Annotated in this window: 20 protein-coding genes, 2 pseudogenes and 1 riboswitch; of the genes and pseudogenes, 19 read left to right on the top strand and 3 right to left on the bottom strand. The window is 43.1% G+C overall.

Annotation, left to right across the window (positions count from 1 at the left end):
• Nucleotides 1-44 precede the first annotated feature (44 nt).
• Together EIZ39_RS13175 and EIZ39_RS13180 are read right to left on the bottom strand one after the other, a co-directional pair.
• A complete protein-coding gene (locus EIZ39_RS13175) occupies nt 45-839 on the bottom strand; it encodes an ABC transporter ATP-binding protein (RefSeq protein WP_129200448.1) in 795 nt (264 codons plus the stop codon).
• Between the two features lie 145 nt (nt 840-984).
• Nucleotides 985-1,299: an alpha/beta-type small acid-soluble spore protein gene (locus EIZ39_RS13180; RefSeq protein ID WP_129200449.1), complete on the bottom strand. Its 315-nt coding sequence runs from the start codon at nt 1,297-1,299 to the stop codon at nt 985-987.
• A 462-nt stretch (nt 1,300-1,761) separates the two neighbouring features.
• On the opposite strand from EIZ39_RS13180, the gene EIZ39_RS13185 reads away from it, so the two are divergent.
• From EIZ39_RS13185 to EIZ39_RS13225, 9 genes are all read left to right on the top strand, one after another.
• Nucleotides 1,762-2,445 (top strand): FadR/GntR family transcriptional regulator, encoded by a 684-nt coding sequence (locus tag EIZ39_RS13185; RefSeq protein ID WP_129200450.1) that lies wholly within the window; start codon nt 1,762-1,764, stop codon nt 2,443-2,445.
• A complete protein-coding gene (locus EIZ39_RS13190; protein ID WP_129200451.1) occupies nt 2,445-3,599 on the top strand; it encodes an aminotransferase class V-fold PLP-dependent enzyme in 1,155 nt (384 codons plus the stop codon). Before EIZ39_RS13185 ends, EIZ39_RS13190 begins: the two co-directional genes overlap by 1 nt.
• Nucleotides 3,596-4,768 (top strand): pyridoxal phosphate-dependent aminotransferase, encoded by a 1,173-nt coding sequence (locus EIZ39_RS13195; protein ID WP_129200452.1) that lies wholly within the window; start codon nt 3,596-3,598, stop codon nt 4,766-4,768. The genes EIZ39_RS13190 and EIZ39_RS13195 overlap by 4 nt, the downstream gene beginning before the upstream one ends.
• Nucleotides 4,769-4,794: 26 nt before the next feature.
• Entirely contained in the window at nt 4,795-6,189 is a 1,395-nt protein-coding gene (gene allB, locus EIZ39_RS13200; RefSeq protein ID WP_164985082.1) for an allantoinase AllB, read from the top strand.
• Nucleotides 6,190-6,204: 15 nt separating this feature from the next.
• Nucleotides 6,205-7,104: a dihydrodipicolinate synthase family protein gene (locus EIZ39_RS13205; RefSeq protein ID WP_129200454.1), complete on the top strand. Its 900-nt coding sequence runs from the start codon at nt 6,205-6,207 to the stop codon at nt 7,102-7,104.
• A 45-nt stretch (nt 7,105-7,149) separates the two neighbouring features.
• Nucleotides 7,150-7,956 carry an ABC transporter substrate-binding protein gene (locus tag EIZ39_RS13210; protein WP_129200455.1) on the top strand — a complete coding sequence of 269 codons (807 nt, stop codon included), beginning with the start codon at nt 7,150-7,152 and terminating at the stop codon, nt 7,954-7,956.
• A gap of 63 nt (nt 7,957-8,019) precedes the next feature.
• On the top strand, nt 8,020-8,688 hold the full coding sequence (locus tag EIZ39_RS13215) for an amino acid ABC transporter permease (protein WP_129200456.1): 669 nt from the start codon (nt 8,020-8,022) through the stop codon (nt 8,686-8,688).
• Nucleotides 8,685-9,407 carry an amino acid ABC transporter ATP-binding protein gene (locus EIZ39_RS13220; RefSeq protein WP_129200457.1) on the top strand — a complete coding sequence of 241 codons (723 nt, stop codon included), beginning with the start codon at nt 8,685-8,687 and terminating at the stop codon, nt 9,405-9,407. The genes EIZ39_RS13215 and EIZ39_RS13220 overlap by 4 nt, the downstream gene beginning before the upstream one ends.
• A 16-nt stretch (nt 9,408-9,423) precedes the next feature.
• Entirely contained in the window at nt 9,424-10,086 is a 663-nt protein-coding gene (locus EIZ39_RS13225; protein ID WP_129200458.1) for an AroM family protein, read from the top strand.
• Nucleotides 10,087-10,181: 95 nt separating this feature from the next.
• Here the strand turns inward: EIZ39_RS13225 and EIZ39_RS13230 are convergent, their stop codons facing one another.
• Nucleotides 10,182-10,817, bottom strand: a complete 636-nt coding sequence (locus tag EIZ39_RS13230; RefSeq protein WP_129200459.1) for a C39 family peptidase — start codon at nt 10,815-10,817, stop codon at nt 10,182-10,184.
• A gap of 231 nt (nt 10,818-11,048) precedes the next feature.
• Between EIZ39_RS13230 and EIZ39_RS13235 the strand changes: the two are divergent.
• The 10 genes and pseudogenes from EIZ39_RS13235 to EIZ39_RS13280 all read left to right on the top strand — a co-directional run.
• Nucleotides 11,049-11,501: pseudogene (locus tag EIZ39_RS13235) on the top strand (peroxidase family protein); the annotation flags it as partial.
• Nucleotides 11,502-11,530: 29 nt separating this feature from the next.
• Nucleotides 11,531-11,776, top strand: coding sequence for a hypothetical protein (locus EIZ39_RS13240; RefSeq protein WP_205668551.1), 246 nt, complete (start codon nt 11,531-11,533; stop codon nt 11,774-11,776).
• Nucleotides 11,777-11,863: 87 nt separating this feature from the next.
• On the top strand, nt 11,864-11,998 hold the full coding sequence (locus tag EIZ39_RS27535; RefSeq protein ID WP_255433947.1) for a VOC family protein: 135 nt from the start codon (nt 11,864-11,866) through the stop codon (nt 11,996-11,998).
• A gap of 237 nt (nt 11,999-12,235) precedes the next feature.
• Nucleotides 12,236-14,294, top strand: a pseudogene (locus EIZ39_RS13250) (catalase).
• Nucleotides 14,295-14,586: 292 nt separating this feature from the next.
• Nucleotides 14,587-14,768: riboswitch (cyclic di-AMP (ydaO/yuaA leader) on the top strand.
• Between the two features lie 127 nt (nt 14,769-14,895).
• A complete protein-coding gene (locus EIZ39_RS13255) occupies nt 14,896-15,555 on the top strand; it encodes a potassium channel family protein (protein ID WP_129200460.1) in 660 nt (219 codons plus the stop codon).
• 32 nt (nt 15,556-15,587) lie between these two features.
• Entirely contained in the window at nt 15,588-16,928 is a 1,341-nt protein-coding gene (locus EIZ39_RS13260; protein ID WP_129200461.1) for a TrkH family potassium uptake protein, read from the top strand.
• A gap of 48 nt (nt 16,929-16,976) precedes the next feature.
• On the top strand, nt 16,977-17,981 hold the full coding sequence (locus tag EIZ39_RS13265; RefSeq protein ID WP_129200462.1) for a DUF3231 family protein: 1,005 nt from the start codon (nt 16,977-16,979) through the stop codon (nt 17,979-17,981).
• Nucleotides 17,982-18,245: 264 nt separating this feature from the next.
• Nucleotides 18,246-18,728 carry a DUF2975 domain-containing protein gene (locus EIZ39_RS13270; protein WP_129200463.1) on the top strand — a complete coding sequence of 161 codons (483 nt, stop codon included), beginning with the start codon at nt 18,246-18,248 and terminating at the stop codon, nt 18,726-18,728.
• 10 nt (nt 18,729-18,738) lie between these two features.
• On the top strand, nt 18,739-18,954 hold the full coding sequence (locus EIZ39_RS13275) for a helix-turn-helix domain-containing protein (RefSeq protein ID WP_129200464.1): 216 nt from the start codon (nt 18,739-18,741) through the stop codon (nt 18,952-18,954).
• Between the two features lie 93 nt (nt 18,955-19,047).
• The gene (locus tag EIZ39_RS13280; RefSeq protein WP_129200465.1) at nt 19,048-19,578 is read left to right on the top strand and encodes a voltage-gated chloride channel family protein; all 531 of its coding nucleotides are present in this window, start codon (nt 19,048-19,050) and stop codon (nt 19,576-19,578) included.
• Nucleotides 19,579-19,626: the final 48 nt, after the last annotated feature.

Consider the following 19,626-nt stretch of genomic DNA (forward strand, 5'->3'; position numbering starts at 1 on the left):
AGATTCTGTGGCATCCCCCCATTACGTGGGGGGATGATCTGACATTATAAAGGGATACCTTCCTTTAATTGCACCCAAGCGCGACCCAGCTTCCACTGCACCTCAAGGGGGAGGCCCAATCCTCTTGAAAGGATTTCATCTGATATCACTTCTTCCTTCGGCCCAGCCGCAATGATTCTTCCGTCATGAATGACCAAGGCATGGGTAAAGACGGAGCAAACCTCCTCAATATGGTGCGTGACATAGATCATGGAAGGTCCGTTTACGCCTAGTTTTTCTATAGCAGCCAGCAGCTTCTCTCGTGAATAAATATCGAGCCCCGTACAAGGCTCGTCAAGGATAAGCAATCGGGGAGAGGCCATCAAGGCTCTCGAGATCAGCACTTTTTGCCTTTCGCCCTGAGAACATACCCCAAAAGGTCGATCGGTCAGATGTTGAATTCCCATATCCTCCATGATGGATGCGGCTTTCGCTTCGTCTTGTTCTGTAACCTCGTCATAAATGCCAAGTGTCGCGAATTTCCCGCTGATGACAAGCTGTGAAACCGTATGGGAAGGAGATAGGCTGTCGGCAAGGGAACTACTTACCCAACCGATCGATTTTCGAAGTTCCCTCAGATCAACCGATCCAAACGTTTTTCCTAACACCTCAATAGACGCTTCCGTTCCAGCCACGGGCCATATATATCCGTTGATCATCTTCAGCAGGGTCGTTTTTCCTGCACCATTCAGGCCGATGAAGGCCCAATGTTGACCCTCTTCCATTTTCCAGGAAATATCTGTTAAAATATCACGACCATCTCTGCGATAATTGACATTTTGCACGTGAATGATACTCATCTCTTAGTTGGACTCCTATCTTTGTCTTTGTGTGAATATTAACACAACGTTATAGGAAATAGAATATCATATTTTGGGGGATTTGTCTGAGATATGAGGAAGACCGTAAAAAAGGAGCCGTTGGGCTCCTTTTTGCGTCAGCAGATTAATGCAGTTGTTGCTGGTCAAAGGATTCTTGCGGCGGCATTTGGTAGGCGGGTATGACCTGTGCCTGTTGCAGTGTTTGTGTCACACGATTTTGATCTTCGTAAGAAACCGAATGATCATTCATCATAGTTTCGTTGAGTCCTTGATTAGCCATCACTTCTTCTGCAAGATTAATCATTTTCCTTACCATCATTCCACCAACCATTCCGTTGACGCGAGAAGGTAAAAGACCTTTGTCTATCCCATCATAATTCGGTACTCCTAATTCGGCAGCGGTTTCGTTTTTAAACTGATCCCACATTTGACCCTTCATTAGGCACCTCCATGAGTTAGACTTAGGAGCTGACGCCTTACTCATAGTGACCAGTTTGGAGTGGTTTTATAACTTAATGGGTTATTAAATAAAGAGGAGGGCTCAGGCTAAGATGGGGTCCATGCGGACAACAGATACGTTATTCGCGTGAAAATAGCCTCGAAATGAAGGCTAGCGGACATACGTTCCGTTACATTGATCCATTACAGCTTGTTTTCGCATTTTTAAGCGAATAGCGGACCCCATGTCCGGTTTACAATCCTTTTCCACCCTTTTGTATGGAATAACGTCTTCTATGTCCGCGCTCCTAAAATCTACATGCAGGTCAGCAACTCTCGAGTACTCAAACTAAAAATATTTTTAATATTGACATGATTTTTATTTATTGTTATATTTACACTAACACATCGGACCTGTCAGACAGGTATGTTAGGTGGGTGACTCAGTGAGGGGGATAGGGAGATGTCGAAGACAGTGACCCAGTTGGTAACCGATTACATCTTAGATGAGATTAAAAAAGGAAACTACACGGTTGGTGATAAACTCCCCTCGGAACGAGAGATCATGGAAACTCTGTCTGTCGGAAGATCGTCCGTTAGGGAAGCGATGAGAAGTCTCTCGGATATGAATGTCTTGGAAAAACGGATGGGCATCGGCGTGTTTGTGAAGCAAACTGAGGTGAATCATCTAGTGGATTCTTATGTGGTATCTGCGTTACTCGATAGCAAGGTTTCGAAAGAATTACTTGAGTTTCGTCTGATGCTTGAGGTCGAGGTTTGTGGGAAGGCGGCGGAAGTAGCGACGGAGGAAGATTTACACAGAATGGAGTTAGGGTTGCAGATGCATCGCGAGGCCATTCGATTCAATCGTCCTACGTTAGAGGCGGATCTTACGTTTCATGGAGCCATTGTGGCTGCCGCGAAAAACTATGTTCTCTCTAAGGTTTACGAGTCGATTGCCGATCTTTTGAAGACGATTCGTGAGGAATTGTTGTCAAAAGAGGATAAGTATAAGAGTTACAGCTACCATGAGAAGATTTTTGAGGCTATTCGAACTCGAGATGTGGAAGCGGCACGGGCTACCATGAGAGCTCACTTGCTAGATGTAGCAGAGGACTATGGAAAGATGCGGAAGGAGGAATCGTAGTGTCATGGAGTGATTTTCGTCAACAGTTTCCGATCCTTGAGAATAAGGTCTATCTAGCAACCTGTGCTCATGGCGCTCAATCGACAAGGGTAAGAGACGCTCTCCTACGTTATGTTTCAGACTGGGGAGAGAAGGGACCTTGTTGGGAAGAGGAGTGGATTCAAGAGCTGAATCAACTAAAAGCAGCGATGGCGGGATTATTAAACTGTCATACAGAGGAGCTGGCTCATTCCTTCTCAGCTTCCGTGCTGCTTGCAGGAGTCATCAGTGCCCTGCCCTTTACGAAAGATCGTAATAAGATTGTAACGACAGATCTGGAGTTTGCTGGTATTGGTCAGCAATGGCAAGCGCAAAAAGATTTGGAAGGACGAAATGTAGAGTTTGTCCGATGTTTGGAAGATCGCACCATCCATTTAGAACAGTTTGAGGCGGCCATTGATGAATCGACGCTACTCGTTTCAATTACCCATGTGAATTTTGAGAACGGTTTCAAAATGGATATTGAGCCTATCATTCGATTAGCCCATGCAAGAGGAGCCTTAGTGCTCGTCGATTCCTATCAGGCTGTAGGCGTTGAACCGATCGATTTGCATCAATGGAACGTGGATTTTTGGTTGGGGGGGCATTCTAAGTATTTGCTGGGTGTACCGGGCTCCGTGTTTCTTTATACGAGACAAGAGTTAGCCAATCAGCTGTTCCCGTCCACGTTCGGCTGGCATTCACAGCGGGACTGTACGTTTTTTCATCCAGACGTTTCACTAGAGTTTGCTAATGGAGCAGAAAGGTTCCAATCCGGTACACGAGCTGTACCTTGTCTCTACGCTTCGCGAGCAGGGGTGGAGTTGATTCAAGAGATGGGAGTTGAAGCGATATCGAAGAGAGCCAAAGCCATCCATCAATATTTTATAGAAGAAGCTCAAAAGAATGGCTACACCATCTTAACACCATTAAATCCGGATAAAAGGTGTACGATGACATCCCTTCAATTCGATGAACCTGCTTCCATGCAACAAAAGCTAAAAGAACAGCAGGTCCTAACAGCTGCCCGAGGAAAGGGCCTTCGATTTGCGTTTCATGCTTATAACGATTTTACGGATGTCGATCGAACCATTGAGGTTCTGAATCACGTGACATTAAAAGGAGTTCGATCATGAAAGAAATTTCACAACGGATCTTAAGTATCCCTCCTTCACCAACCGGAACGTTGAATGCGAGAACACAGGAATTGATCAAACAAGGAAAGAATATCCTCAACTTTACGATTGGGGAGCCGGATTTTAAGACACCCCTACATATCCAAGAAGCTGCGATCATGGCGATCCGCGAAGGACATACGCGATATACCGCAAATGAGGGAATGATGTCTTTGCGCAAGGCCATTGCAACTAAGTTTAAAGCGGATAACCAACTGGATTATGAAACGGATCAAATTGTGGTAAGCAATGGAGCCAAACATTCCTTGTTTAATCTATACCAAGCTCTCCTGAATCCAGGGGATGAAGTGATCCTTCAGACCCCTTATTGGGTGAGTTATCCGACAATGATTGAGCTTGCAGGGGGAACCCCTATTCTCGTACCTACAACCATCGACACACAATTCAAAATGACACCTCAACTCATCAAGAACTATCTGACCCCACGAACCAAGGTGCTCCATTTAAACTCACCATCTAATCCAACCGGCATGATCTACACCCAAGAAGAATTAGAAGAGCTAGGGAAATTGGCCATCGAACACGATCTTTGGATCGTTTCTGATGAAATCTACGAAAAGCTGATCTATGAAGAACGGCATGTCAGCATTGCCTCGCTGGATCCTCAATTGTATGAGCGTACGATTACGGTGAACGGCATGTCTAAGGCTTACGCCATGACAGGCTGGCGGGTAGGGTATATGGCAGGAGATGCTGCCTTAATGAAAAAGGTGACATCCTTTCAAAGTCATACCACTTCGAATGCGTCATCGGTTTCTCAGATGGCCGCCCTTGCGGCTTTAACGGGGGATCAAGGTCCCGTAGAGGAGATGAGACAACAATTTTATAACAGGCGAGAGTTGATGACGAAGGGACTCGCCGCCATTCCCGGAACTCGCGTCATGAAGCCGAATGGAGCATTCTATCTCTTTATAGAGGTCAAGGGTTGGATTGAGAAGCTAGAGCTTCAACATGACTTACAACTTGCCGAATCGCTGCTCTATGAGTGCGGTATTGCAGTCGTGCCCGGTTCGGCCTTCGGTTTGGAAGGGTATCTAAGATTTTCTTTTGCCAATTCGGAGGAAGAGATTCAACAGGCGATTGAACGTCTTTCATTAAAATTTTGCTAGTTACTTGAATAGAGGAGGAGTTTGGTTTGAGTCGTGTAGATTTGGTAATTAAGGGCGGGACCATTGTTCGTAGTGATGCCGTCTTTAAGGGAAACATTGCGGTGAAGGATGGCGTGATTGTGGCGATCACCGATGAGGCGTTTGTGCCCGCATCGGAGGAGTGTATTGATGCGACAGGTCAATATGTCATGACGGGGGTGATTGAGCCTCATCTTCATCTGCGCGATCCCTCGAAGAATGAGCGTGAGGATTTCACATCAGGGACCATGGCATGCGCCGCCGGTGGAATTACCACGATTGTAGAGCATCCCGTATCTACGCCGTCCGTTCATAGTGCGACAACGTTAAGAAACCGGATTGAAGCGGTACAGCATAAGTCGCTGATTGATTTTGGGTTTTATGGCGGTGCCGGGTACGATAATCTCGATCTGATGCTTGAGATGGCTGAGGCAGGTATTATGGGATTTAAAACCTTTTTACCCGCATCTCCTCCAGGACGCGAACAAGAATTCATCGGACTGAATGCCAAGGATGACGGTTTCTTGTATCAGATATTGGAGATCGCCGCTAAAACGGATTTACCCGCCTTGTTTCACCTAGAAGACAATACCCTTCTTCAGCTGTTTGAAGGCAGAGTGAGAGCACAAGGGCGAAAAGATCCAATGGCGCATATCGACTCAAGACCGGAGATCGCGGAAATTGTGGCAACGGCGAAGTTGTTGGCCATGGCGCAGGATACAGGGGCAAAGGTTCAGCTTGTCCATATGAGTACAGATCGAGGATTGGAATTGGCTAAATTTTACCGCAAGCAAGGCGTATCGATCAGCATTGAATCCTGCCCACAGTATCTCCTGTTGAGCAAGGAGGACATGGAAGCAGCCGGTCCGTTTGCCAAGATGAATCCGCCTCTACGTAGTAAAGAAACGCAACGCAAACTATGGAACTATGTTCACGATGGCACCATCGATATGATTGTAACCGATCACTCTCCTTTCCTCGTTTCAGAGAAGGAGATTGGCTACGAAGATATCTTTAAAGCGCCGCCGGGTCATCCGGGTCTAGAAACCTTGCTGCCACTCATGCTTAACGAAGTGGCGAACGGCCGTCTAACGTGGCAACAGCTCTCTTCACTATTGGCCGAGAATGTAGCGCGAATCTATCGCATGGACCAAAAGGGTCGGATTGATATCGGCAAGGACGCGGATTTTGTTCTAATAGATATGAAGCAAGAGTGGAAAGTGGATGTAAGTCAGATGTACACCCGTTCAAAAGGCACGTTCAAGCTTTTTGATGGTTGGAACATAAAAGGAAAACCAGTGAAAACCATTCTGCGTGGGAAAGTCATTATGGAAAATGGGGAAGTCATTGGGAAGCCAGGAGAGGGTCGATTTATCCGCCCAACACCTAAAAATCATGCTTAGGAGGAAGGAAACGAAATGAAAGAGTTAAAAGGAGTTTGCACGATTACCCTTACACCGTTTGACGATCAGGGAAATGTGGATGAAAAAAGCTTAAGAGAGTTGACGGATTTTTACATCCGAGCGGGTGTGGATGGCATGACCATTCTTGGCATTATGGGAGAGTCTCATAAATTGTCCGAGTCGGATCGACTCCGTGTGATGAATATTGTATTAGAGCAAACCGACGGAAGAGTGCCTGTCGTCGTAGGTTGCTCAGCACAAGGAACGAATGTTGTGGCAGAACTAGCGAAAAAAGCAGAAGAGGCGGGGGCGGCGGCTGTCATGATCGCTCCACCAGCGAATCTGAAAAACGAAGAAATGCTGTTTTATCACTACAAGACAGTCGCTGATAACCTATCGATTCCGATTGTAGTCCAAGATGAACCGGTGACAACGGGAGTGATTTTATCTCCAGCCTTCTTAGCTCGGTTAGCCGATGAAATCGACTTGGTTCGTTATGTCAAGCTGGAAGAAGCTCCAACGACAGTGAAAACGACCAAGATTCTTGAGCAGTCCAAAGGAAAACTCCAGATCTTTGGCGGATTGGGTGGTATGTACTTCTATGAGGAATTAAATCGAGGGGCGATCGGGATAATGACGGGCTTTGCCTATCCTGAGGTGCTTGTCGGGACCTACCAACGCTTTGTTCAAGGGAAAAAGCACGAAGCGCGGGAATACTTCTTTAAATATCTCCCTCTCATCCGTTTTGAAGCTCAGCTAGGCATCGGGGGCGTCACTATCCGAAAAGAAATTTTCAAGCTGCGAGGCATCATTGAATCTTCTCATGTCAGGTTCCCAGGGGCCAAAGTAGATGAAGAAACGATGGAAGAATTAAGAGATTTGATTGAATTCGTGGGATTATCTACAGCTGAGTAGTAGCAATTGAGGGTATTATTTATCTAATTTGCAGGAGGGATTGGAATGAAAAAGAGTAAATGGTTAGGCTTAGTTATGTCTGTTGTGTTGTCACTATCGCTAGTAGCCTGCGGATCATCCACCACTTCTTCGAATCAAAATCTAGTAAAGGTTGGACTCAATGTAGGATACGTCCCTTGGGAATTTATGGAGGGAGATAAGCTGGTGGGTGTAGAAGTCGATATCATCAGTGAAGCGGCAAAACGTCTGAACAAAGAAGTCGAATGGATCACGACACCTTGGAGTGGCCTTTTCGCTGGACTATTGGCAGAGAAGTTCCAAATTGCGGCTGCAGGAATTACGATTAAGCCCGACCGAATGAAAGAGATGGATTTTACCGCACCTTACTATGATTCAGACCAATCCCTGACCACGAAGGTGGACTCCGGTATCAAATCCCTTGAAGACATGAAAGGGAAAATTCTAGGAGTTGAAAGCGGCACCACAGGGGATCAGTGGGCTCAAGATAACAAAGATAAGTATGGATTCCAAGAAATCAAGCTATACAATAGCCTTCAAGACGCCATGATGGACTTGTCTGCTGGACGTATTCATGGGGAGATTTCCGATATTCCTGCATCCCTTTATTACACCAAAGACAAAAACGACATCAAAGTAGTGGAAAGAATTGTCACGAATGAAAAATACGGTCTAGCCTTCAAGAAAGACGATCCCCTTCGTGATGAATTTAATAGAGTAATGGATGAGATGAAGAAAGATGGAACGATGGCAGCCATTTATAAGAAGTGGTTTGGAGAAGATGCCCCTTCTGACAGTAGTACTGTAACGATTGTACCTGTTCCAAGCAACTAAGGATCAAGAGGAAGAGGAGGATGATGTGCTTTGTCCTCCTCCTCAATTAAAGGAGGTAGCAACATGGATGAACTCATACATGCGTTTTTTAACTGGCCCATCCTGAAAGAATCGTTTCCTTTTCTATTGAAAGGGGTATGGGTCACGATCAAACTTTCTTTTTTTAGTATTTTGTTCGGTATTATCCTAGGTTTAGTTCTCGCTTTTATTCGAACGTTAGGAAACCCTGTCGTAAACGCCATGATCGTGTTCTATATTGATGTTCTAAGAGCGTTGCCACTACTCGTATTGCTCGTTTTTGTATACTATGCTTTACCTTATTTAGGCATAAGTCTATCTCCTTACCCTGCAGGAATTTTGTCCTTTACCCTCATTAGTTCGGCGTATGTAGCGGAGATTTTTCGCAGTGGGATCGAAGCCATTCCGAAGGGTCAGATGGAAGCCGCACGTTCCATTGGACTTACCTACTTTCAAGCCATGCGTTTTGTTGTGCTTCCCCAAGCTTTTAAAATTGTGATTCCACCACTAACCAACAATTCCATTAACGTGCTGAAGGATACTTCTCTAGCGTCTGTTATTGCCTTGCCGGAGCTGCTTAAGCAAGCGCAGCAGGTACAGGCCTGGAAGGCGAATCCGACCCCATTAATCGGTGCAACCATATTGTATTTAATATTGTTGATTCCCCTTGTCAAGTGGGCCAATCGGTTGGAGCGGAGGATGAGTAAATCATGATAAAGGTCGTAGATCTTCATAAGAACTATGGAGCAGTAGAAGTTCTAAAGGGAGTTCACTTCTCGGTTGCCAAAGGAGAGGTTGTCGTTATTATTGGTCCCAGCGGTTCAGGGAAAAGTACTATGCTTCGATGTCTGAATCGACTGGAAGAGCCAACGTCTGGACATATCTATATTGAAGAAGTAGATATTATGGACAAAAAGACGAATATCAATACGGTAAGGGCGGAGTTAGGGATGGTGTTTCAATCCTTTAATTTATTCCCTAATCTTTCCGTCAGAGACAATATTACACTAGGTCCACTGCAGGTTAGAAGTCTGGGGAAGAAAGAAGCAGACGAGACAGCCGAAAATCTTCTAGCGAAGGTAGGTCTATCTGAAAAGATCGATGTCTATCCCAGCTCGCTATCAGGTGGACAGATGCAAAGAGTCGCGATCGCTAGAGCTCTTGCGATGAAACCGAAGATCATGCTGTTTGATGAACCTACCTCAGCTCTCGATCCAGAGATGGTGCAGGAAGTACTCGATGTTATGAAAAGCTTAGCCAATGAGGGGATGACCATGGTGATCGTAACCCATGAAATGGGATTCGCTAGAGATGTAGCCGATCGTGTCGTGTTCATGGATGGAGGTAATATAGTTGAAGAAGGTCTACCTTCTCACATCTTTAAGAATCCTTCGCATAATCGAACAAAGGCCTTCCTTGAGAAGGTATTATAGGTAGGCAGGTGTAACCATGATAGGATTTATTACCATAGGGCAAACCCCGCGTGAAGATTTAATAGAACCTTACGAGAAACTATTAGCAGGACATGAGTTGAAGATGGTAGGGGCTCTAGATGGGATTGATGTAAAGGACATCCCCCCCTGTGAGGGGCATTATCCTCTCATTACGAAACTGAGGAATGGCGAGTTTATCCAAGTAGAAAAAGACTTTCTGGAAACTCGAATACAAGGGGTAATCGAGGAGCTAGAAAAGGATGACGTAAGTCTTATCGTGTTGTTATGTGCAGGGGATTTTAACCAAGCTTCCGCTCGTGTGCCTGTCATCCAGCCCAATCAAGTGGTGCCTCAGATGATCCGGTGGTATGAACCGGGAAGAAACCTGGGGCTGATGATCCCCATTGCTAATCAAGAACAAGCAGCAAGAGAAAAATGGAAGGCACATGGCTACGATGTCTTTACCCGCAGTGTACCCATGAACACCAACCGTATGGATGAAGAACTCCTCGATTGGTTAGATCAACATAAGGAGAAGTTTGCCACCCTCCTTTTTGACTGTACAGGATATCCGCTTTCCTTGGTTCAGGAGGTTCGAGAAGTAACCAGCTCCACAGTGTTTAGTACGGATGAACTTCTAGTCGATGCTATTCAAGCCTACTTAAGAGCTATAACGTAGACCAACAGGTACCCTTATTTAGAGAATAAGGGTTTTTGTTTTGCGGATATCCCTAGGGTCATTGCCTTTAACACCGGGAAGTCCTCGGGTTTCCATCATAAAATTGTGATCGCTTGTTTCCCCATTTGCTCCCATGCTTGGCGAAAGTCTTTTAGGTAATATCTTTTGTTTTTTCCTGAGAGAGGATTGTTAATGTAAACAAAAGTCTGGTCATAGCCTACGATGACGACGGAGTGCTCATGCCACGTAATCTTAACATCTCCGTGTTTTGTTTTCCACGTTTCAAAAGCAGAGTAGGGCAGGGGGCGGAATGTGGCGTTCGTGATAATCCAAACCGGATGACCGTTGCTGACATAGGAAAGAACCTGATCAAAAGAGCTGCCCGTCAAATTCTTTACACGCTGGCCTGCATATCTGCGGGCGAGTTTCTCTATAGGTTTATGATAAACACCATACCCCGGCTTTCTCTTGTCATACATATTGCCTACAAACCCAACGTTTGGATGGCCCTTATAGGGTACTTTGTCTACTTGTTTCGCCAGTGTCATCTTGTTTGCCTTAATATTCTCATCGAGGAGAATCATGGCAAGCGAAGTCACTTCACAGCCACGTGGAAGTTCTGGTTTTTGTTTTACAATCGGTACGTCCAGAAGGATATGAGGGCGTTTCGCATCTATTTCGGCAGGCCATAAGAAGAATAGAGTAAGAAATAACAACATCCAGTACTTCATAATCCAGATACAAACTCCTTCGATTTGGAATTACATACAATAATTAAGATGAATAAAGGAGAGGAAATTTATACGGAGTAATTTTGATTCCTTGAAGACATGAGGTGTGCACAATCTTCAAAATGTGTTTTTTTCAATTGTCGGTAATTGTTTAGTAGAACGATAATAGAATTATTATTGTAATAAGTCTGTAAGTTTCTTTCATTGATTTACATAGAAAGGGGAAAATGGATGGACGCTAAAAACAAGGCAAACACGGATGGGTGTCCGTTTAGTCACGGAGGGGTTACTAGTAACAAATCTAGCAGAACGTCAAATAGAGATTGGTGGCCCAACCAGTTGAACTTAAGTATTCTCCATCAACATGACAGAAAATCGAACCCTATGGGAGAAGACTTCGATTATGCAGAGGAATTTAAGAAGTTAGATTACGATGCTCTAAAGAAAGATCTTCACGATCTCATGACAGACAGTCAAGATTGGTGGCCCGCAGACTATGGACATTATGGTCCTTTGTTTATCCGGATGTCTTGGCACGCGGCGGGTACGTATCGGACTGGTGACGGCCGCGGGGGTGCTGGAACCGGGGCACAGCGTTTTGCTCCACTGAACAGTTGGCCTGACAACGGCAACCTGGATAAAGCCCGTCGCTTGCTATGGCCGATTAAGCAAAAGTATGGAAACNCGTAGGCACGCTCACAAATGACTTCTTTGTGAACTTGCTAGACATGGGAGTAGAATGGAAGCCTGTTGACGGAGCCGTTTTTGAAGGTCGTGTTCGCAAAACAGGGGAAGTCGTACGTACAGCAACGAGAGTGGACCTCGTGTTCGGTTCCAACTCCGTTCTACGTGCCATTGCCGAAGTGTATGCGCAAGACGATAACCAAGAGAAGTTTGTGCGTGACTTTATCGCAGCTTGGGTCAAGGTCATGAATGCAGATCGTTTCGACCTGAAGTAAACTTCGGCGTTTTTTGGGGGAGAAGACAGAAAAAAATGTCTCTTCCCTTTTTCATTTTTGCATGACAAACGAGAGACATTAACGAACATGCAAAAATCAATGAATGCTGGGGGACAGTGGATTGCGGTCATGGAAAGTCCTGATATAGTGAATCGAACGTATCATCATGTTGCCTTTAAAATTAGAGATGAAGATGTCGATGGGTATCTAAAAAATAGATGAGTTAAACCTTGATATGAAACCTCCTAGACCAAGGATAGCAGGGGAAGGATATTCGATCAGATTAGCTTCTTACAAGGAAGTGGATTGTCACTTTCTTTAAGAAATCCTGACTATTCTTCCATGTAAACCTCCTTGCGCATTCATTGTCTTTATGTGTAACCCGCTGTACTAAATGAAGGGAAGAGCACACATACATATAAAGTGGGTTAAACTTAAAGCGCTTTGTGAGGTGATTCTATGGACAAATCATCAGGATCCAACAAAAAAGGGGATGGAAATAAGAAAAATGAGCAGTTAGAGCAGGTTCGTATAAAAAATACCGGTAAAAGATTGACGACGAATGAAGGACTGAAGGTTTCAAATAACGAGTCAACCTTAAAAGCAGGAGATCGAGGCCCTGTATTAATGCAGGATTTTCATTTCTTTCAAAAACAGATGCACTTTGACACGGAACGAATTCCGGAAAGAGTCGTTCATGCAAGAGGATTTGGAGTGCATGGTGAATTTGAGCTATATAAGTCGATGAAAGAATATACAAAAGCTGGATTCCTGCAGGAACCTGGATTAAAAACACCAGTATTTGTGCGCTTTTCTACCGTACAAGGCGGCAAAGGGTCCATGGATACGGCACGGGATATACGCGGTTTTGCTGTCAAATTTTATACACAAGAAGGAAACTACGACTTATTAGGACTTCAGTTTCCTGTATTTGTTATTCATGATGCTTTTAAGTTTGTAGATTCGCAGCATGCTTTAAAACCGGAGCCGCATAACGATATGCCGACAGCCTCGGCCGCACATGATAACTTTTGGGATTTTGTCGCTAATAATCAAGAATCCGCTCATTTTGTCATGTGGGCGATGTCGGACCGAGGTGTTCCACGAAGCTGGCGGATGATGGAAGGGTTTGGTGTCAATATCTTTCGTTTTGTCAATGAACAGGGGAAAAGTACCTTCGTGAGATTTCATTGGAAACCCATCCTCGGTGTCCATTCGTTGCTTAATGAGGAAGCGTTGATGATAGGGGGACTCGACCCTGATTATCATCGACGAGATCTAAGGGAAGCCATTGAGCGTGGTGCTTATCCTGTCTTTGAACTTGGTGTACAAATGATTGCGGAAGAAGATGAACAAAAATTTGACTTTGACGTGATTGATCCAACCAAACTCTGGCCAGAGGAGCTCGTCCCCGTTGAGATCATCGGGAAGATGACACTGAATCGAAATGTAGATAATTTCTTTGCTGAAACAGAGCAGGTCGCTTTTGACGTTACCAATCTGGTTCCGGGGATTAACTTTAGTAATGATCCCATTTTACAGGGGAGGACATTCACCTATAAAATCACCCAAATGCACAGGTTAGGAGGATCGAATTACCCGGATTTGCCAATTAACCGATCCCTTTGTCCTTTCCATAATAACCAGCGAGACGGATTTAGCCGACACCGGATTGATGTCGATCAAGTTAATTATTATAGAAACTCCATAGCGAATAATACACCAGGACCGACCCCTCCAGAGGAAGGTGGGTTTGTCCATTATCCAGAGCATGTAGAAGGTCCTAAGATTAAGGCCAGCAGTGAATCTTTCAAAGATTTCTTCACTCATGCAAGGTTATTTTGGAATAGTATGTCTCTCGTTGAAAAGCAGCACATTATAGAAGCCTTTAGTTTCGAACTGGCAAAAGTTGAGAGCGAATCCGTTCGTCAGCAGGTTGTTGATATGTTTGTTCATGTTGATAAGGAAATGGCGACAAGGATTGCTAATCATGTTGGAGTTAAGCCTCCAACCGGCCAGCATGTATCGGATACAGCTTCATCCCCTGCATTAAGTCAAGCGAATACAGTTCATTATCCTCATTCATTAAGGGTTGGGGTTTTAATTGGACATGGATTTCATGGTAAAGAGGTCAAGAGTGTTATTGACATGCTTGTTCAAAATGGAGTTTTTGTAGATATGGTTAGTGACAAGCTTGGAACGGTCATTGGAGAGGATGGTACGAAATTTAAGGTCAATAAGATCTTTCTTTCCACCCATCACGTACTTCATGACTCGCTATATGTCGTAGGTGGACGTTCAGACAATCAAAAGGAATTGGATAGAAATATCGTGGAATTTATTCAGGGAGCCTATAAACACTATAAACCGATCAGAATAGCAACAACGGCACTGAGTTATATCCAGGCATCAAAAAAGAATAATTTAGCGGGTGTCGTTTTTGCCGCCAAAAATCCCAACTTCTGTAGTGAACTTCTAAACTGCTATCACTCAGCGGCGTTTTTGGAATCGTAAATAAATAATTCTAAAATCTGTAAGGAAGTTGATAATGTTCGTTCTTTATAGTCTAATAGCCATTACAGGAATGGCTATATTCATCTGCATTCTCATATTCTCTACCTACAAAATATTACGAAACAAAAAGAGCTTCCACTCTTGGCTAACTTTGGTCATGGTGGTTTTCTTTTTAGGGGTGGCTCTTTGGCAAAGTTTAAAATTCTTTAATGTAAGATTTTAATTCAATAACTTAGTTGAGCTTAATAAAATGTTTGCAAAAAATGTAGGCAAGAAGTAAGATATCTTGCATAAGTAAAATCAAATCGCTGAGTTCCGAATTGGAAGCGGGGGACCCAAGTTTGGTTTGTGTTCTTGTTCTGTTGAAGAGAACACAAATTAGGGGGTGAATCTTGTGTGGACTATATTCTTCACAGGTAGGGCGACTCTCACGCCCGAATCCGACAGCTAACCTCGTAAGCGTATAAAGAGAGGTGGATAATCGTGCCGATGCATGGTGTTTTTGACGATGCGTGAAGAAGCCACGAAGAGATACTCTCTTTGTGGTTTTTTGTCTTTACTGGAAATGATAATTAAATAATGTAAACTTGAAAGGAAGCCATAGCATGCCAGCAAAAACATTTGCAGTGATCGGTATGGGACGTTTTGGTTCGAGTGTAGCTAAAACTCTCTATGAAATGGGTTATGAAGTGATGGCAATTGATTCATGTGAAGAACGAATACAAGAATATATTCAATATGTCACATATGCAGTCCAAGCAGATGCAACAGATGAGCAAGCCCTTAAGGAGCTTGGGATTCGGAACTTTGATGTCGTCGTCGTAGCGATCGGAGATGATATTCAAGCGAGTATTCTCACCACACTTATTCTGAAAGAATTAGGAGTAAAGCAAATTACAGTAAAGGCACAAAATGAGCGTCATGGAAAGGTTCTATATAAGCTTGGCGCCGATCGGGTCGTATTTCCTGAAAGAGATATGGGCAGCCGAATAGCGAATAATTTGGTTTCACCTAATGTATTGGATTTTATTGAGTTAGCTGAAGATTATAGTGTAGTTGAAGTCGTTGCAGGAGAAAGGCTCGTCGGGAAATCTCTTATCGAATTGAATATTCGTGCTAGGTTTGGGGTGAACGTGATGGCCATTAAGAGCGGAGCCCATATTAATATTGCACCCCAAGCTGATGATACGATTCAGAAAGATGATATCCTTGTTGTTATAGGAGAGAACCGAGATCTAAGGCGCTTTGAGCAACATATTATATAAATTCTACCAAAACAATATAGAGGTATTGCGCTATGATTTCATTAAAAAAATTCAATCTTATTGAGCTTCATCCTGCTCGATTGCTTATACTTGGATTTGGCTTTCTGATTGTTGTAGGAACCTTACTTCTAATGCTTCCGATTTCTACACGACCAGGACATCAATTGGGATTTATTGATGCGTTATTTGAAGCAACCTCTGCTGTTTGTGTGACCGGATTAGTCGTTGTTGATACAGGAACGACCTTCACGCTGTTCGGACAAATTGTACTGTTGGCGTTAATTCAAATTGGCGGTTGGGGCTTTATGACGGCTGGGGTCTTTATGTTTATCATCCTGGGAAAGAAGATTGGTTTAAAAGAAAGGTTGGTACTGCAAAGTACTTTAAATCAGTTTTCTATTCAAGGAGTAGTCAAGCTGGTGATATTAATTATTTCCTTAACCGTCTTCATGGAATCCGTTGGTGCTCTTCTGCTAGCCCTTCGTTGGTCGTATGAGATGCCTTGGAGTACCGCCTTGTACTATGGGATCTTTCATTCTATTTCTGCATTCAATAACGCTGGATTCGGTCTGGAGCCTGACAGTTTAAGCAAGTGGGTTGGAGACCCTACCATTAATCTTGTTATCACTTTCTTATTTATGGCTGGTGGGATTGGATTTACTGTTATTTTGGACTTGTGGAACAAGAAATCCTTACGGAAACTATCCTTGCACTCAAAAATTGCTTTACTTGTTTCCTTAATTCTCAATATCATTGCAACTCTAATTATATTTGCAACAGAGTTCAGTAATCCAGACACGATTGGTAATTTTCCTCTCGCGGATAAGTGGTGGGCTTCGTATTTTCAAGGGGTGGTTACCCGTACGGCAGGATTCAACACGATTGATATAGGGCAGATGATGGTCCCATCCTTGGTCTTTATGATGTTTATGATGTTTATCGGGGCCTCGTCTGCTTCCACAGGTGGGGGGATAAAAGTAACAACATTCGCTCTCATGCTCTTAGCCCTATGGTCAGTTCTAACAGCGAAAGATAACGTCAGCATCTTTAAGCGAAGGATTCCTTGGGAGCTGGTGAATAAAGCCTTCTCGATTGCCGTTACCGCGATTATGTTTATCAGTGTTATTTTCTTTATCCTTACGTATACGGAACAAGCGGACCTTGTACTCATTTTATTTGAGACGATTTCAGCTTTCGGTACCGTCGGATTATCAGCAGGGTTGACAGCAGACCTATCTCCAATGGGCAGAGTACTGATCACCATTCTCATGTTTATTGGGAGAATTGGTCCATTAACGATGGCATTTGCACTGATGAAATTCAGTGATAAAAGTAGGGTGAAGTACGTGGAAGAGAGGATTCTAATCGGATAGAAGATTGTTGGACAAAATATTCCATATAAATATAGGAAGGGGTATTTTATGGAAGGAAACTCATCTATACAAATGACTTCGTCAGAAGTCGCGAATTTGTGGAAAGTATATGAAATGGAAACGTTGAATGTATGTATGATCCAACACTTTTTATCAACGCTGGAAGATCCCGAGATCATTTCACTAACGGAGGAAAAACTGTCTTTAAAAGAAGATAGAATAAAACAGTTGCAGGAGATTTTTCAAAAAGAGAAATTCCCTATTCCAATGGGAATGACCAAAGATGATATTAATAAATCTGCACCTAAACTGTTTACAGACACTTTTATTATACAGTACCTACATTATATGGCTAGGATAGGAATTGAAACGTATGGATTAGCAGTCTCTTGTTGTCCACGGTATGATTTAAGAGACTTTTTCATAAAAGGACTTCATTCCTTTTCGCATATCCAGAATAAAATCATGGATCTATTGCTTGAGAAAGGAATTTATGTTCGTTCTCCCTATGTTCCATATCCTGACAAGGTTGATTTTGTAAAAGAACAAGGATTCATAACAGGGTGGCTGGGAGAGCGAAGACCCCTGCATACTGTACAGATTACACATCTATATTTGAATATTCAGCGCAATGCCATTGGTCAGCAATTAATGAGTGCATTCAGTCAATGCGCTCGAGATAAAGATGTAAAAAAATACATGTTGCGAGGTAAACATTTATCGATGAAGTTCATGGAAATCTTCAGTTCATTGTTAAAAGAAGATGACCTAATCCCTCCAACGTTTGGAGGAATAGGTATTACTACTTCAACCGTTCCTCCGTTTTCAGATAAGCTAATGTTAACATTAGTAGCAAACTTAAATGCGTATGGCATGTCGTTATATGGTCTCTCCTTAAGTGAAAGTACAAGGAGAGATTTATTTGCCCAGTATACTCGAATTATGGCTGAGGTAGGCCAATTTGCGGAGGATGGAGTTAACTTATTAATTAAACATGGATACTTCGAGGAACCGCCGAAAGCACCAGACAGAAAAGAAATAGCTCAAACATAATTTAATAATTAAAGAAGTAGAGAATGAGCTTGATGTGGAAGTATCATATGATTCCCTTCAAGCTCTACCTATGTCACCCCATAATTATCTCCCAGCATCCCTGAAGGAAATGCAGCACGCCCCAACCCAACCTCCGATCACATTTCAAACCAGCTGAAGAGACAAACCTAACAATAATAATGTTATAAATATCAATAAGTATTTATTGAAAAACAATAAATTATGAGTTAAAATCATATTAAAAATATAAGTGAGGTGCTCTTTATGGAACGAAGTACGACACTTTTCTTAAAGATAGCTGTTTTTCTTATGGGAATCCCAGTTCTTGCTTTGTGCCTTTTCTTGGTACCTGAGATAGGGAATTTTACAGCAGTACTGTATCCAGATGCTGCTTATCTAAAGTATTTCGTTTTCGCCGTGATGTATGGAGCCGCTATACCTTTTTACTTTGCTCTGTTTCAGGCTTTTAAACTTTTAACGTTTATTGATCAGAACAAAGCGTTCTCGGTACGATCTGTAAAGTCTCTAAAGAGAATAAAAAATTGTGCCATTACCATTAGTGGTTTGTATGTGGCAGGAATGCCGCTCTTCTATCTCATCGCGGAAAGAGATGATGCTCCAGGTATCATACTCATTGGGTTGGTGCTTATTTTTGCTTCCATGGTTATCGCAGTCTTTGCTGCTGTTCTCCAAAGACTTTTGCAAGAAGCTATAAATATAAAATCAGAAAATGATTTAACGGTCTGAGGTGAATAACATGGCAATAATCATCAACATTGATGTGATGCTGGCTAAAAGGAAAATGAGCGTAACAGAACTTTCGGAGAGGGTCGGAATAACGATGGCTAATCTTTCTATACTGAAAAATGGAAAGGCCAAAGCCATCCGATTTTCAACTTTAGAGGCCATTTGCAAGGCTTTAGAATGTCAGCCTGGAGATATTTTAGAGTACAAAAGGGACGAAGACACCTAGGATTTCCCCCTATAAACCTTTGGAGGCACAAATCATGAGAGCACTCTCGGGATGGCATTTGAAATTATCAAATTGATAAAGGGGAAGTTTGATATGACACTGTTTTTATTATTGGGCCTTGTTGGAGTTTTTGTGATTATCATGCTAAGAAAAGCTATAGTCCTGATGCAAGGAAACAACAACAAACTAGTACGAATGCTTCAACACACCAAGTGGTATCAACAGCATTGGTTTGGAGGAGGATTTCTATTTATTGTTAATGTTGTATTGTTTACTGGAGTGGGGTTGGTTCTGCATCTCATTACTCAGTTAAGTATCCCTTTTATTCACCTCCTAATTATGATAGGTGCGGTGATCACCAGCATCGTTTTGTGGGTGTCGATGAATCGTGGGTGGCAAGGGAGTAAAAAGAATCGATTAAAGATGGGGTTTTTGGGGAGCAGTTTCTATATGGTATTAGCCTTATATATCGTTTATAAGTTAATTACATTGGAGCCGTCATTTCCTGGTGATGATACCTTTATGGCATTTATTGGTCTTCTGTTTGGACTCATCGTTGCCATCGTTGCCTTTATTACTTGTATGATCTTTACTGGATTGTCTTACCAAAATAAGAGTCAGTAATCGTAAAGTGAGGATGCGTGTAGTTCCTCACGCTAACGGAGCTCCATG

It is taken from the genome of Ammoniphilus sp. CFH 90114 (genome assembly GCF_004123195.1).
GTDB lineage: Bacteria > Bacillota > Bacilli > Aneurinibacillales > RAOX-1 > YIM-78166.

What these genes read in the sequence shown, in the direction of transcription:
- EIZ39_RS13215 (WP_129200456.1), top strand. Translation starts at nt 8,020, where the DNA reads ATGGATGAACTCATACATGCGTTTTTTAACTGGCCCATCCTGAAAGAA.
- EIZ39_RS13175 (WP_129200448.1), bottom strand. Translation starts at nt 839, where the DNA reads ATGAGTATCATTCACGTGCAAAATGTCAATTATCGCAGAGATGGTCGT.
- EIZ39_RS13220 (WP_129200457.1), top strand. Translation starts at nt 8,685, where the DNA reads ATGATAAAGGTCGTAGATCTTCATAAGAACTATGGAGCAGTAGAAGTT.
- EIZ39_RS13260 (WP_129200461.1), top strand. Translation starts at nt 15,588, where the DNA reads ATGATTTCATTAAAAAAATTCAATCTTATTGAGCTTCATCCTGCTCGA.
- EIZ39_RS13225 (WP_129200458.1), top strand. Translation starts at nt 9,424, where the DNA reads ATGATAGGATTTATTACCATAGGGCAAACCCCGCGTGAAGATTTAATA.
- EIZ39_RS13210 (WP_129200455.1), top strand. Translation starts at nt 7,150, where the DNA reads ATGAAAAAGAGTAAATGGTTAGGCTTAGTTATGTCTGTTGTGTTGTCA.
- EIZ39_RS13270 (WP_129200463.1), top strand. Translation starts at nt 18,246, where the DNA reads ATGGAACGAAGTACGACACTTTTCTTAAAGATAGCTGTTTTTCTTATG.
- EIZ39_RS13195 (WP_129200452.1), top strand. Translation starts at nt 3,596, where the DNA reads ATGAAAGAAATTTCACAACGGATCTTAAGTATCCCTCCTTCACCAACC.
- EIZ39_RS13205 (WP_129200454.1), top strand. Translation starts at nt 6,205, where the DNA reads ATGAAAGAGTTAAAAGGAGTTTGCACGATTACCCTTACACCGTTTGAC.
- EIZ39_RS13275 (WP_129200464.1), top strand. Translation starts at nt 18,739, where the DNA reads ATGGCAATAATCATCAACATTGATGTGATGCTGGCTAAAAGGAAAATG.
- EIZ39_RS13180 (WP_129200449.1), bottom strand. Translation starts at nt 1,299, where the DNA reads ATGAAGGGTCAAATGTGGGATCAGTTTAAAAACGAAACCGCTGCCGAA.
- EIZ39_RS13230 (WP_129200459.1), bottom strand. Translation starts at nt 10,817, where the DNA reads ATGAAGTACTGGATGTTGTTATTTCTTACTCTATTCTTCTTATGGCCT.
- EIZ39_RS27535 (WP_255433947.1), top strand. Translation starts at nt 11,864, where the DNA reads ATGCAAAAATCAATGAATGCTGGGGGACAGTGGATTGCGGTCATGGAA.
- EIZ39_RS13280 (WP_129200465.1), top strand. Translation starts at nt 19,048, where the DNA reads ATGACACTGTTTTTATTATTGGGCCTTGTTGGAGTTTTTGTGATTATC.
- EIZ39_RS13185 (WP_129200450.1), top strand. Translation starts at nt 1,762, where the DNA reads ATGTCGAAGACAGTGACCCAGTTGGTAACCGATTACATCTTAGATGAG.
- EIZ39_RS13255 (WP_129200460.1), top strand. Translation starts at nt 14,896, where the DNA reads ATGCCAGCAAAAACATTTGCAGTGATCGGTATGGGACGTTTTGGTTCG.
- EIZ39_RS13265 (WP_129200462.1), top strand. Translation starts at nt 16,977, where the DNA reads ATGGAAGGAAACTCATCTATACAAATGACTTCGTCAGAAGTCGCGAAT.